Below are 12,782 nucleotides of genomic sequence, written 5' to 3'. Positions count from 1 at the left end.
CGGCGCTCAGGCCGCCTTCTTTTTCGACTTGCCGCCAAGGCTGCGGCGCAGCAGCTCGGTGAGGTCGACGACGTTGCCGCCCTCGCCCGCCGCCTCGGGCGCGGCTTCGAGCGGCGTGACCGTCTCGGTCTCGCCCTCGTCGACCTTGCGCGCGATCAGCCCGCGGATCGCAGCCGTGAACTCGTCGTGGTAGTCCTCCGGGTGCCAGTCGTTGCTCATCTCGTCGATCAGCTGGCGGGCCATCTGCAGCTCGGCGGCCTTGAAGCCGTGTGCGGACTTGCCCTCGGCGGGCAGGTTCAGGTCGTCGCAGGGGCGGATCTCGTTGGCCCAGCGCAGCATGCCGATCATCAGCGCCGGCCCCGCGGGCAGCAGCGCGGCGAGGTGTTCCTTGCTGTGGATCACGAGCCGCGCGATCGCGATGAGCCCGGCATCGGCCATCGCCTCGCGCAGCAGCGCATAGACCTTGCCGGACTTGCCGATCGGCTCCAGGTAGTACGGCTTCTCGAGGTAGACGAAGGACACCTGCGTGGCGGGGACGAAGGTCTCGATCTCGATGGTCTGGGTGGTGGTGGGATAGGCCTTGCGGATCTCGTCGTCGGAGACCAGGACGTAGTCGCCGTTCTCCTGCTTCACGCCCTTGACGATCTGCGTCTTGTCGATGTCCTTGCCGGTGCGCTTGTTGATGCGCTTGTAGCCGACCGGGTCCATGCTGCGCTTGTCCAGCCAGTCGAAGTCGACGCGCTGGTCCCGCGACGCGGGATACAGCGAGACCGGCACGTGCAGCAGGCCGAAGCTGATGGCGCCCTTCCAGATCGCGCGGCGGGCGGCCGGGGCGTCGTCGCTGTCGCCGCGGGTCGACGCCTTGTCAGCGGATTTGCCATGCGGCTTGCCGCGCGACGTGCCGGGCGATGCCCGGTCGGCGTTGGAGGCGCGCTTGCCGCTGGCCCTGGGGGCGGCACGCGGCGGCGCCTTGCGGAGGCTCCTGGAAGACGTGGAGGCGGTTCTGCTGGGCATGGAAACCTCGACGCGGATGCGATGGGAAACGACTCATCGGCAAATCGCGCGCCCGTGGGCCGAGGCCGGCCATTCCGGCGGGCATCCGGCTTGCTCCGTCCTGGGGATAGAAACGCCGTCGTTGCGAGGCCATCATGTCCCCGGAAGCTCACGCCATGCTGCTCATCGACCCGCCCTCCGACATCCCTGATCCCGCATCTCGCGCCCGGCAGTCGATGGCTGCTGAGCGGCGGTTCGTGGATCGTCGCGACGCGGGCCGGCAACTGGCGAATCGTCTGACGGCCTACGCTCGTCGCGACGACGTGACGGTGCTGGCGCTGCCGCGCGGCGGCGTGCCGGTGGCGGCGGAGATCGCCCAGGCGCTTGAAGCGCCGCTGGACATCCTGGTCGTGCGCAAGCTGGGCCTGCCAGGCCAGCCCGAATACGCGATGGGCGCCATCGCCTCGGGCGACGTCCGGGTGCTCAACACGCAGGTGTTGCAACAGTTGGCGATCAGCTATTCGGCGATCGACCTCGTGACCCGCGCGGAGACGCGCGAACTGCACCGGCGCGAGAAGCTCTATCGCGGCGACCGACCGATGCCGGCGGTCGAAGGCCGGCAGGTGATCCTCGTGGACGATGGCATGGCCACGGGCGCATCGATGCGCGCGGGCGTGCAGGCGCTGCGCGAGATGCGACCGGCGAGGATCGTCGTGGCGGTGCCCGTGTCGGCGGCGGAGACCTGCCACCTGATCGCGCAGGACGCGGACGAGGTCATCTGCGCGCGGACGCCGGAGCGATTCCGTTCGGTCGGGCAGTGGTATGAGCGGTTCGAGCAGACGACGGACGAGGAGGTGCGGCGGTTGTTGGCGGCCGCACCGGATTTGTCGACCACGGCAAGGGCTTAGGCTTCGACCAGTGCCGGATGTTGCCCACGATCCAGCGGGCCCTCCGCGCCCAAAGGTTGGATGAATGGGTGTGCATCCAGGAAAGCCTGAAACTCGACGTCATCCCGAAGCTGGGGACGCTCCGGACTTGCCTGCAGCTGCATGTGCTCCTTGCGCGAATGCCAGATCGCATAGACGCGACCCGGCTGGAAGCGGTGGAAGGACTCATAGCTGAGACCATGAACGAGTTGGCCATATCGGCGGAAGAGCTCACGTGCAATCCGACGTGACGATTCATACCCCGGCTCAAGTTTTCCTTCGAGACCCAGAACATGGCGGTTCAGCCCATCGATGGGAATGAAGAGCCCAGGCCGACCCATGTTGAATCGAACCACACGAAGTTGCGCTGCCGCAGAGGGTTTCCAGAAGACTTGATTGGTCCAGCAGTCCCAGAACAACGCGCGGACCTCCGTGGCGCACGACTGGATGTTGGATGCCGTGTACAGCACCGCAAACTCATCGTCGTGCCCAACAGGCGGGTCGACATGATTGTTTCGGAATCGCGCCGGCGGTGGGTTCCAGTCGGCCTCGGGATGGTCGTAGGCACGAATCAGACTCACCGTACCAGGGTCAATGAGTTCGAGGTCCAACTCCCGGCCGTTGAACAGAGGCACGCTGATCAACTTCTGGGTCAGTGTCATCGTGCCGCCCTCCGATGCTGCAGTTCATCTTTGGCAGCGCCGAGCACCGCCCCGAGCCGGAACTCGGGCGATTGCAGGAAGAGCCAACTGGCCTCGCGCTCCGGCACGGCATCGTACAAACGATGTCCCAGCAGCACCTCCAGCGGGGTCGCCCAGACGAGCATGCGCGTTGGCACGCGGAAGAAGGATCCGATATCCCGCGCGTCCATCCATGCATCGCCGGTGTCGATCGTCTCGAAGAATCGGCCGAGGATCGCGCTCAGGGGTGCTCCAGCCACGCCAGGCAATGCCTGGAAGAGACCAAAAAGCGGGTAGGGCTGGGATGCAGCCGCGAAGCTGATGAGCTGCCTGGCAGTTTCCAGTTCCTTGACGACATCGGGAGACACCTTCAGCAGCGTGGCGAGTTGTTCCCTGGAGCCAAAGCTCGTGGCAAGGAGGAACACGTTCCGATCGACTTCGGGAGCGGGTTCGGTCGGAAGGGCAAGCGCCGCACACGTAGCAGGCGCCATCAACCACGGACGCGGCCTGCTCGCTGCGGGTTCAAGAAATTCCATCATTTCAACACCGTGCCCCGTTGCCGAGTCACGTCCATCAACACAGAAGCCCTCACTGTGCCGATGCATCGCTTGTCACGCGATAGCCGAAATTTCTGCGAACCGGCCTGCGACCTAGATGAACACGGAGCCGTGATGACACGAACTTGCGCCTGCCCGTCAGAACAGACCGGTCGTCAGCGCGGAAACCGCCTGCCGGAATGAGCAACGGGCACCTTGCAGGTGCCCGTTGCTCAGTCGAAGACGCAGCCGGCGATCAGCTGAACAGGCGCCTCGCGACCGCGCTGCCCGCGGCGAGATCGCGTGCGGCCAGGGACTTGTAGAGCTCCGACAACTCCTGCCCGATCGACTGGAACGCGTGCAGGTTCAGGATCTGGTTGCGGTCGTCGCAGACATCGGCCTCGAAGTCGCGGGCCAGGTTGCGCGCCGACTCCTGCCAGGTCGCGAACGGCTCCAGCGCCTCGGGCGTCTGCAGCACGTCCAGCGACAGCGTCAGTTCCCGCAGCGATGAGGCCTGCGGATCTTCCGCCAGAGCCGCCTGCGCATCGAAGTTCAGCGTCAGCAGCGGCGGCGCGCCCTCCTCGGCTGCCGGCATCACAAGGCGGCCGGGAATCGATCCCGGCACGAAGCCGTGCCGCAGCGCCCCCTGCTGCACGAAGCCCAGCGTCCACGCCGCGCCGCGCGCCTTCAGCACGATCGCCAGCTGCGCGTCGTGGCCGGCCGCGAACTGGTCGAGCTCGCGCGCCCGGCCGACGACGTCCAGCATGTCCGGAAACTCCGGCATCGCACCGATGCCGTCCGCGAAGCCCTGGATCTTCTGCACGAACTCCGAGTACTCGATCTCGTTGAGCGCCCCGCTCCGGTTGGCCATCTGCAGCCCCGCCTGGAACTCGCCGTAGCGCTGGCCCGGATGCGGCAGCTCCCATTCACCGCTGTCCGCGTTCAGGCCTTCGATGTGGAACGGCTTGGTGCCCGCGCGCCGGCTGCCCGGCAGGTGCGACAGCGCCATCTCGCCGCTGACCGGCGACTCCGGCGTCATCGTCGCGATCGCATCGATCAGCGCGTCGATCCGCGTCGACGCCTTGCGCACGCGCGCCATCGCCGGCACGGACTCGTCGAGCGTGCGCAGGTCCATTGTGCGCGAGTCCACCGCCTCGCCGTCGGCCGTGCCGTCCAGCGTGACCGGCGGCTGGCCCGCAGCGGCGCCGCCAGCGCCCAGGCTAGGCTCCTGACGGTCGCCCGCCGGCGCCATCGGCTCGGCGCGCCGCGGGCCCGCCTTGCGCGCGCTCCACCAGCCCTGCGCCAGCAGCCCCACCAGCACCACGCCGCCCAGCGCGGCCAACAGCGTCGTCAGGTTCCAGTCCGTCGTCATCGCGTCTTCGCTCCTGCGGCCCCGCGCGCGTCACACGTCGCGATCACCGTCGTCATTCTCATTGTTCGGCCATCGCCAGCGCGGATTCCATGTCCACCGCCACGATGCGCGACACGCCCTGCTCCTGCATCGTCACGCCGATCAGCTGACGGGCCATCTCCATCGCGATCTTGTTGTGCGAGATGAACAGGAACTGCGTGATCTTGCTCATCTCCTGCACCAGCCGCGCGTAGCGCTCGGTGTTGGCGTCGTCCAGCGGCGCGTCCACCTCGTCGAGCAGGCAGAACGGCGCCGGATTCAGCTGGAAGATCGCGAACACCAGCGCGATCGCCGTCAGCGCCTTCTCGCCGCCCGACAGCAGGTGGATGGTCGAGTTCTTCTTGCCCGGCGGCTGCGCCATCACCTGCACGCCGGCGTCGAGGATCTCGTCGCCAGTCATGACCAGCTTCGCCTGTCCGCCGCCGAACAGGCTCGGGAACATGCGCCCGAAGTGTTCGTTGACCTGCGTGAAGGTGGAGCCCAGCAGGTCGCGCGTCTCCAGGTCGATCTTGTGGATCGCGTCCTCCAGCGTCGTGATCGCGCTGGTGAGGTCAGCCATCTGCGAGTCGAGGAAGGTCTTGCGCTCGCGCGCGGCGCCCAGCTCGTCGAGCGCGGCGAGGTTCACCGCGCCCAGCGCCGCGATCTCGCGGTTGATGCGGTCGATCTCGCCCTGCAGGCCGTAGAGCTTGACGGCGCCCTCCTCGATGCTCTTGGCCAGCGCCTCCAGATCGACGTTCTGCGCCACCAGCTGTTCCATGAACTGCTGACCGCCGAGGGCCGCCGCCTGCTCGTCGAGCTGCAGCTTGGTGATGCGCTCGCGCAGCGGCTCGAGCGCGCGCTCGATCGTCATCCGCTGCTCTTCGCTGCGCTTGAGGCGCTGGCTGAGGTCGTCGTAGTGGGCGCGGACGACGGCCAGCGCCTGCTCTCGCTCCATCTTCAGCGCCAGCGCGTCCTGCAGGCCGGCCTGCGCGGCGGCGTCGTCGAGCTCGGCGCGCTCCTGCGCCATGCTCTGCACCGTCTGCTCGTTGACCTGCACCTGCTGGCGCGAGGTTTCGATGCCGCGCTGCAGCTCGCCGCGCTTGGCCGCCAGCGCGCGGGCGCTGAAGACCGCCTCCTGCGCGCGCCGCTCCAGCACGCGCTGGTGCTCGCGGGCCTCGGTCAGCTTGCGTTCGGCGTTGATCACCGACTCGTCGAGCTCGGCGTGCTTCTCCTGCGTCGTCGCGAGCTGCTGGTCCAGTTCCTCGAAGCGCGCCTCGCCTTCCATGCGGCGCTCCATCAGCGCCTCGTTCTGCGCGTCGATCTCGCCGAGTTCGTCGTCGAGCTGCGTGCGGCGCGCGACGGCGGCTTCGGTCTGCTGCGCCAGGCGCAGCAACTCGACCTGCAGCTGATGCGCGCGGGCCTGCGTGTCCGATGCCTCACGGCGCACCACGGCCAGCCGCTGCGACACATCCGTGTAGACCGCCTCGGCCCGCACGGACTGGGCGCGCGACTCGTCGGCGATCAGGGTCTGCGCGCGCTGCTCGCGCTCGAGGTTCTCGATCTCCTGCGCGCGGGCCAGCAGGCCGGCGGTCTCGCTGTCCGGCGCGTAGAAGCTCACCGCGAACTGGCTCACCGCGTGGCCCTCGCGGGTCATGATCAGTTCGCCGTGAGTCAGCTTCGGGCGCTGCGCCAGCGCGTCGCCGATGGACTCCGCCGTGTAGATGCCCTCCAGCCAGTCGTTCAGCAGCGCCTTCAGGCCGTTGGACTCCAGCTTGAGCAGGTCGCTCAGCGGCGACAGCGCGCGGTGCGTGTTGACGATCTCGCCGCTGGGCAGCGAATAGAAGGCCAGCCGCGCCGGCGGCGGATCGGAGGCGAAGGCCTGCACCGTCTCCAGCCGGCCGACCGACAGCGCGCCCATGCGCTCGCGCATCGCGGCTTCGAGGGCGTTCTCCCAGCCCGGCGTGATGTGCAGCTGCGTCCACAGGCCCTTGATGTCCTGCAGGCCGTGCTTGGCCAGCCAGGGCTTGAGCTTGCCTTCGGTCTGCACCTTCTCCTGCAGCGCGCGCAGCGCGGTCAGGCGGGCGACGATGTCCGTCAGCTTCGCGGCCTGCTGCTGCGATTCGCGCTGCGCCTGCTGACGGGCCTCGTCGGCGGCGGGCGCGGCTTCGGCGAGCTCCGCCAGACGCGCGTCGGCGACGGCCTGCTGCTCGTCGGCGGCGACCGACAGGCGCTTCACCTCGTCGAGCTTGTCGTGCTGCGGCGCGGCCAGGCCCTGGCGTTCCTGCGCGAGGCGCTCGCGGCGGCCGCGCAGGCCCTTGAGCTGTTCGTCGACGCTGCGGCTCTCCGCGGCCAGCACCTGGATCTGCTGCTGGACCTGCGTCACCTGGGTGCGCTGCTCGTTGGCGCGGCCTTGCGCGGCGCGCACCTGGTCCTCGACGTCGGGCAGCTTCATCGCCTGTTCCTCGGCCTGGGCGGCGAGGATCTCGCTCTGCTCCTCGGCCTGGGCGATCTGGGTGGCGACGTCCTCGAGTTCGACCTGCGCCTGCTCCGCGCGGTCCTGCCACTGCTGGTTCTGCGCCTGCAGTTCGAGCAGCCGCTGCTCCAGCCGCTGGCGGCCTTCGACGACGTAGCGGATGCGTTCCTCGAGCCGGCTGACCTCCATCTGCGCCTCGGCCATGCGGCCCTGCGCGGCGTGCAGATCGTCGCCGGCGCCGTAGTGGGCCTGGCGGATGGTCTCCAGCTCGGCCTCGAGCTGGCGCAGCTCGGCCATCTTGGCCTCGAGCGCGTTCACGGCCTCCGAGTGCTCGGTCTTCACCCGCGTGGCCTCGCCGGCCGCGTCGCGATGCTTCAGGAACCACAGCTGGTGCAGCTTCAGCGTGCCCTGCTCCTGCAGGTTGCGGTAGTTCGCGGCGACCTCGGCCTGGCGCTCCAGCTTCTCGAGGTTGTTGTTGAGCTCGCGGAGGATGTCCTCGACGCGGGTCAGGTTCTCGCGCGTGTCGCGCAGCCGGAGTTCCGTCTCGCGTCTGCGTTCCTTGTACTTGGAGACGCCGGCGGCCTCCTCGAGGAACATGCGCAGTTCCTCAGGCTTGGATTCGATGATCCGGCTGATCGTGCCCTGGCCGATGATGGCGTAGGCGCGCGGTCCCAGGCCGGTGCCGAGGAACACGTCCTGCACGTCGCGGCGGCGCACTGGCTGGTTGTTGATGAAGTAGCTGCTGGTGCCGTCGCGGGTCAGGACGCGCTTGACGGCGATCTCGGTGAACTGGTTCCACTGACCGCCGGCGCGGGCGCTGGTGTTGTCGAACACCAGTTCCACGCTGGAGCGGCTCGCCGGCTTGCGGTTGCCCGAGCCGTTGAAGATCACGTCCTGCATGGACTCGCCGCGCAGTTCGCTGGCCTTGCTTTCGCCCAGCACCCAGCGCACCGCGTCCATGATGTTGGACTTGCCGCAGCCGTTGGGGCCGACCACGCCGACCAGCTGCCCGGGCAGCTGGAAGGTCGTCGGATCGGCAAAGGACTTGAAGCCCGAGAGCTTGATCGAGTTCAGTCGCATCGGGTGGGATCACCGGACATCACAGCCCTCACGTGATCTAAGCCTTTGATTTGATTGTGGAAACGCCCCTTGACGGGGCGCTCGATTCGCGGCGGATGATACCATCGCGCCCTTCGCATTCCGGCCGCCGCCGCCCTCTGAAGCAGCGACCGCCCCACTCTCGATTCCACATGGCCAAGACCTCCTCCGCCAAGCCGGCCGCACCGGCTGCCGTTTCCTCTTCCAACGCCAAGGCGTCGAAGGCTCCCAAGGCCTCCAAGGCCCTGAAGTTCGTCGAGCCGATCAAGGCCGCCAAACACGTCAAGCCGGACACCGCCGTCCCGCCCAAGATGCGCGACATGCCGCCCAATCCGCCGAGCCGTCCGAGCAAGGAGATCCACGTCTTCCCCAACCCGGCCCCGGAACGCGACTACGTCATCCAGTTCCAGATCCCCGAGTTCACCTGCCACTGCCCGCTGACCGGCCAGCCGGACTTCGCTCACTTCACGATCGACATGATCGCGGACCAGTACTGCGTCGAGCTCAAGAGCCTGAAGATGTACTTCTGGAGCTACCGCGACGAAGGCGCGTTCCACGAGAAGGTGACCAACACCATCCTCGAGGACATCGTGAAGGTCACGAACCCGCGCTTCATCCGCATCACCGCCAAGTGGTACGTGCGCGGCGGCATCTACACGAACGTCGTGACCGAGCACCGCAAGAAGGGCTGGAAGCCGCTGCCCGCGGTGGACCTGCCGGCGCACGGCTTCGAGACCGGCCTGCTGCGCTGAGCCGACCTCGCCGGACATCACCGGATGGCCCTCGCCTATGACGCGGACACCCAGTTCGTCGCGGTGACGCTCAGGCGCAGCCGCATCGACGGCTACGGCGTGTTCGCGGCCGAGGCCATCCCCGCCGGCACGCGGCTCGGGCTGCTGACCGGCGAGTCGATCACCGTCGCCGAAGCGCGCCGCCGCGCGCAGGAAAGCCAGCGGCTGATGCTGGTGGAACTGTCGCCGGCGCGGGCGATCGACGCGAGCCGCTCGCAGGATGCGATGCGGTTCACCAACCACAGTTGCTCGCCGAACGCCCGCATCCAGGTCGAGGACGGCGAGATCAGCTTCTTCGCGCTGCGCGATCTGCATGCCGGCGACGAGATCACCGTCGACTACGGCCTCACGCATCACGAGGGTCGCCTGACGTGCCGCTGTGGCGCGCCCGGATGCCGCGGTTCACTCTGATCGGCAAGTCTGCGTTGTCGACGTAAGTACCAGGGGCGGCGTCCCGTCGCCCTATGATTCCGCGCATGAGCTCCACCCCTGCTTCGCAGCCGGTCAACCCGCCGGTCAATCCCCGCCTGGCGCTGCTGAACCCCTACCCGTTCGAGCGGCTGAGCGCCCTGACCAAGGGCATCGTTCCCAACCCCGAATTCCGGCCGATCTCGCTCGGCATCGGCGAGCCGAAACACCCGGCGCCCAAGCTGGTCGAAGACGCGCTGATGGCCAACCTCAAGGGGCTGTCGGGCTATCCCGCCACCGCCGGTCAACTGCCGCTGCGCGAGGCCATCGCCGGCTGGCTGCAGCGGCGTTATGCGTTGAGCCTGGATCCCGCCACGCAGATCCTGCCGGTCAACGGTTCGCGGGAGGCGCTGTTCGCCCTCGCGCAGGTGGTGATCGATCCGTCCCGCCCCGGCGCGACCGTCGTCTGCCCCAATCCGTTCTATCAGATCTATGAAGGCGCCGCGCTGCTCGCCGGCGCGACACCCGCCTTCGCGAACTCCGACCCCGCCCGCAACTTCGCCCCCGACTGGTCGCAGATCGACGAGGCGACCTGGTCGCGCACGCAGCTGCTGTACGTCTGCTCGCCGGGCAACCCGACCGGCGCCGTCATGCCGCTGTCCGAATGGCAGACGCTGTTCGAGCTCAGCGACCGCTACGGCTTCGTGATCGCCTCCGACGAGTGCTACTCCGAGATCTACTTCCGCGACGGCCCCGACGCCGCCCCGCTGTCGGGCCTGCAGGCCGCCGCGCAGCTGGGCCGTCCGGACTTCCGCAACCTGATCGCGTTCACCAGCCTGTCCAAGCGCTCCAACGTGCCCGGCATGCGCTCGGGCTTCGTCGCCGGCGACGCCGCATGGATCAAGCGCTTCCTGCTGTACCGGACCTATCACGGCTCGGCGATGAACCCGATGATCCAGGCCGCCAGCATCGCCGCCTGGAACGACGAGGACCACGTCATCGCCAACCGCGCGCAGTACCGCGCCAAGTTCGCCGCCGTCACGCCGCTATTGGCCGAGGTGCTGGACGTCGCCCTGCCCGACGCGGGTTTCTACCTGTGGGCGGCCGTGCCAGACGGTAACGATATTGGCTTCGCCCAGGGGCTGCTCGCTCAATACAATGTCGGCGTTCTGCCCGGCAGCCTGCTGGCCCGCGACGCCCATGGGATCAACCCCGGCGCCGGCCGCATCCGCCTGGCGCTGGTGGCCGAGCAGGCCGAATGCCTGGAAGCCGCCCGCCGCATCGTCTCCTTCGTGAAGCCACTCAAGACGTCCGCCTGATCCGGCCCCGCCGGTCCGCCCCACGATCCGCTTCACGCTACCGCTTCAAGCATCCGCCTCGAATCCACCCTCCTTCCGAACCCCTCCGCACCATGACGCAAGACCTGCAATCCATCATCGACCTCGCCTGGGAAGGCCGCGCCAACCTGACCTCCGCCAACAGCCCCGAAGTGCGGGCCGCGGTGGACGAAGTGATCGCCGGCCTGGACGCCGGCACGCTGCGCGTGGCCGAGCGCAAGGCCGTCGGTGAATGGACCGTGCACCAGTGGGTCAAGAAGGCCGTGCTGCTGTCCTTCCGCCTGAACGACAACCGCCAGATGGGCGCCGGCGACATGACCTTCTTCGACAAGGTCCCGACCAAGTTCGGCGGCCAATCCGATGAACAGCTGCGCGCCGCCGGCGTGCGCGTCGTGCCTCCGGCCGTCGCCCGCCGCGGCAGCTTCATGGCGAAGAACGTCGTGCTGATGCCGTCCTACGTCAACATCGGCGCCTACGTCGACGAAGGCACGATGGTCGACACCTGGGCCACCGTCGGCTCCTGCGCGCAGATCGGCAAGCACGTCCACCTGTCCGGCGGCGTCGGCATCGGCGGCGTGCTGGAGCCGCTGCAGGCCAACCCGACCATCATCGAGGACAACTGCTTCATCGGCGCCCGCTCGGAGATCGTCGAGGGCGTGATCGTCGAGGAGAACTCGGTCATCTCGATGGGCGTCTACATCGGCCAGAGCACCCCGATCTACGACCGCGAGACGGACACCGTCTCGTACGGCCGCGTCCCGGCCGGTTCCGTCGTCATCAGCGGCAGCCTGCCGAAGAACGACAAGTACAGCCTGTACGCCGCGATCATCGTGAAGAAGGTCGACGCGGGCACGCGCGCGAAGACATCCATCAACGAACTGCTGCGCGCCTGAGGCCACGAGCCTCACGACGCCACGCCGAAGAAGATCATCCGTCTGGAGGAGACCGCATGAGCACGGGAAACATGGAGCGCATCCTGCGCCTGATGGCCGAGAAAGGCGCATCCGACACCTACCTGTCGGCCAACATGCCGGTGCTGATCCGGATCAACGGGCAGATGCTGCAGCTGTCGGATCAACTCCTGACCCCGGCCCAGCCGCGCGCGCTGATCTCCGAGGTCGTGGACGCGCAGCACATGTCCGAGCTGGACACCAACGGCGAGCTGAACCTGGCGGTCTCCATCCCCAAGGTCGGCAGCTTCCGGCTGTCGGGCTTCCGCCAGCGCGGCTCGATCGCGGCGGTGTTCCGGCACATCCCGCACGTCATCCCGACGCTGGACAGCCTGGGCCTGCCGCCCATCCTGGCCAAGCTGATCACCGAGAAGCGCGGCCTGATCCTGATGGTGGGCGCGACCGGCACCGGCAAGAGCACCACGCTCGCGTCGATGCTGGAGCACCGCAACCAGACGATGACCGGCCACATCCTCACGATCGAGGATCCGCTGGAATACCTGTTCACCAACAAGCGCTCGCTGGTCAACCAGCGCGAGGTCGGCCGCGACACCGCGTCGCTGCAGATCGCGCTGAAGAACGCGCTGCGCCAGGCGCCGGACTGCATCCTGATCGGCGAGATCCGCGATCGCGAGACGATGACGGCCGCGATCTCGTACGCGCTGTCCGGTCACCTGGTCGTCGCCACGCTGCACGGCAACAACAGCTACCACGCGCTGAACCGGATCATGTCCTTCTACACGCCGGAATCGCGTCCGGCGATGCTGAACGACCTGGGCGCCGGCCTGAAGGCGGTGGTCTCTCAGCGCCTGGTGCGCGCCGCCGCGGGCGGCCGCGTCCCGGTCACGGAGATCCTGCTGAACACCAAGCTGGTCGCCGAACTGATCGAGCAAGGGGACTTCGCCGGCGTCAAGGAGGCGATGGAGAAGTCGATGGCCGAGGGCTCGCAAAGCTTCGAGGAGCACTTCGCCCGCCTCATCACCGAGGGCACGATCACGCGCGAGGAAGGCCTGGCCTTCGCCGACTCGCCGACCAACCTGCTCTGGCGTCTGCAGAACGACGGTCCCGGCGTCAAGCCCGGCGGTCCCGGCGCGCCGAAGAAGGAAGAGCCGGCCGAGGACACCGCCAACTTCACGTCCATCACGCTGGACGTGCAGCCGGGCTGAAGCCCTGATGCGCTGACCGCGCCGCCGACCCCCA

At 68.0% G+C, this 12,782-nt stretch carries 11 protein-coding genes; 6 read left to right on the top strand and 5 right to left on the bottom strand.

Going from position 1 to position 12,782, the window contains the following annotated elements; translation table 11 throughout:
- Positions 1-6: 6 nt before the first annotated feature.
- Positions 7-1,014 carry a non-homologous end joining protein Ku gene (gene ku / locus AC07OZ_RS02160; RefSeq protein ID WP_495465514.1) on the bottom strand — a complete coding sequence of 336 codons (1,008 nt, stop codon included), beginning with the start codon at positions 1,012-1,014 and terminating at the stop codon, positions 7-9.
- 215 nt (positions 1,015-1,229) lie between these two features.
- On the opposite strand from ku, the gene AC07OZ_RS02155 reads away from it, so the two are divergent.
- Positions 1,230-1,901 (top strand): phosphoribosyltransferase, encoded by a 672-nt coding sequence (locus AC07OZ_RS02155; RefSeq protein ID WP_495466474.1) that lies wholly within the window; start codon positions 1,230-1,232, stop codon positions 1,899-1,901.
- Here AC07OZ_RS02155 and AC07OZ_RS02150 read toward each other — a convergent pair.
- The 4 genes from AC07OZ_RS02150 to smc form a co-directional block, all read right to left on the bottom strand.
- Positions 1,898-2,581 carry an RES domain-containing protein gene (locus AC07OZ_RS02150; protein ID WP_495465513.1) on the bottom strand — a complete coding sequence of 228 codons (684 nt, stop codon included), beginning with the start codon at positions 2,579-2,581 and terminating at the stop codon, positions 1,898-1,900. The two genes, AC07OZ_RS02155 and AC07OZ_RS02150, sit on opposite strands and share 4 nt — an antisense overlap.
- Entirely contained in the window at positions 2,578-3,024 is a 447-nt protein-coding gene (locus tag AC07OZ_RS02145; protein ID WP_495465512.1) for a hypothetical protein, read from the bottom strand. Before AC07OZ_RS02145 ends, AC07OZ_RS02150 begins: the two co-directional genes overlap by 4 nt.
- A gap of 367 nt (positions 3,025-3,391) precedes the next feature.
- Positions 3,392-4,507, bottom strand: a complete 1,116-nt coding sequence (locus tag AC07OZ_RS02140; protein WP_495465511.1) for a cell division protein FtsZ — start codon at positions 4,505-4,507, stop codon at positions 3,392-3,394.
- Between the two features lie 58 nt (positions 4,508-4,565).
- Positions 4,566-8,078, bottom strand: a complete 3,513-nt coding sequence (gene smc / locus AC07OZ_RS02135; protein WP_495465510.1) for a chromosome segregation protein SMC — start codon at positions 8,076-8,078, stop codon at positions 4,566-4,568.
- A 338-nt stretch (positions 8,079-8,416) separates the two neighbouring features.
- Here smc and queF point away from each other — a divergent pair, with 338 nt between their 5' ends.
- The 5 genes from queF (at position 8,417) to AC07OZ_RS02110 (ending at position 12,748) form a co-directional block, all read left to right on the top strand.
- Positions 8,417-8,848 carry a preQ(1) synthase gene (gene queF, locus AC07OZ_RS02130; protein WP_067281975.1) on the top strand — a complete coding sequence of 144 codons (432 nt, stop codon included), beginning with the start codon at positions 8,417-8,419 and terminating at the stop codon, positions 8,846-8,848.
- A 24-nt stretch (positions 8,849-8,872) separates the two neighbouring features.
- A complete protein-coding gene (locus AC07OZ_RS02125) occupies positions 8,873-9,298 on the top strand; it encodes an SET domain-containing protein (RefSeq protein ID WP_495465509.1) in 426 nt (141 codons plus the stop codon).
- A gap of 65 nt (positions 9,299-9,363) precedes the next feature.
- Positions 9,364-10,614, top strand: a complete 1,251-nt coding sequence (dapC, locus tag AC07OZ_RS02120; RefSeq protein WP_495465508.1) for a succinyldiaminopimelate transaminase — start codon at positions 9,364-9,366, stop codon at positions 10,612-10,614.
- A 92-nt stretch (positions 10,615-10,706) separates the two neighbouring features.
- A complete protein-coding gene (dapD, locus tag AC07OZ_RS02115; RefSeq protein ID WP_331613953.1) occupies positions 10,707-11,525 on the top strand; it encodes a 2,3,4,5-tetrahydropyridine-2,6-dicarboxylate N-succinyltransferase in 819 nt (272 codons plus the stop codon).
- Between the two features lie 56 nt (positions 11,526-11,581).
- Complete coding sequence (locus AC07OZ_RS02110; RefSeq protein ID WP_495465507.1) at positions 11,582-12,748, top strand: PilT/PilU family type 4a pilus ATPase; 1,167 nt, start codon at positions 11,582-11,584, stop codon at positions 12,746-12,748.
- The last annotated feature ends 34 nt before the right edge of the window (positions 12,749-12,782 follow it).

Source organism: Roseateles sp. GW821-FHT09G03 (assembly GCF_059416045.1).
Note: the sequence above shows the minus strand (reverse complement) of the source record. Positions and strands in the feature narration are given on the sequence as shown.

Coding starts and splice junctions, on each gene's coding strand:
- AC07OZ_RS02155 (WP_495466474.1), top strand. CDS start 1,230: ATGGCTGCTGAGCGGCGGTTCGTGGATCGTCGCGACGCGGGCCGGCAA.
- smc (WP_495465510.1), bottom strand. CDS start 8,078: ATGCGACTGAACTCGATCAAGCTCTCGGGCTTCAAGTCCTTTGCCGAT.
- queF (WP_067281975.1), top strand. CDS start 8,417: ATGCCGCCCAATCCGCCGAGCCGTCCGAGCAAGGAGATCCACGTCTTC.
- ku (WP_495465514.1), bottom strand. CDS start 1,014: ATGCCCAGCAGAACCGCCTCCACGTCTTCCAGGAGCCTCCGCAAGGCG.
- AC07OZ_RS02150 (WP_495465513.1), bottom strand. CDS start 2,581: ATGACACTGACCCAGAAGTTGATCAGCGTGCCTCTGTTCAACGGCCGG.
- AC07OZ_RS02140 (WP_495465511.1), bottom strand. CDS start 4,507: ATGACGACGGACTGGAACCTGACGACGCTGTTGGCCGCGCTGGGCGGC.
- AC07OZ_RS02110 (WP_495465507.1), top strand. CDS start 11,582: ATGAGCACGGGAAACATGGAGCGCATCCTGCGCCTGATGGCCGAGAAA.
- AC07OZ_RS02125 (WP_495465509.1), top strand. CDS start 8,873: ATGGCCCTCGCCTATGACGCGGACACCCAGTTCGTCGCGGTGACGCTC.
- dapC (WP_495465508.1), top strand. CDS start 9,364: ATGAGCTCCACCCCTGCTTCGCAGCCGGTCAACCCGCCGGTCAATCCC.
- dapD (WP_331613953.1), top strand. CDS start 10,707: ATGACGCAAGACCTGCAATCCATCATCGACCTCGCCTGGGAAGGCCGC.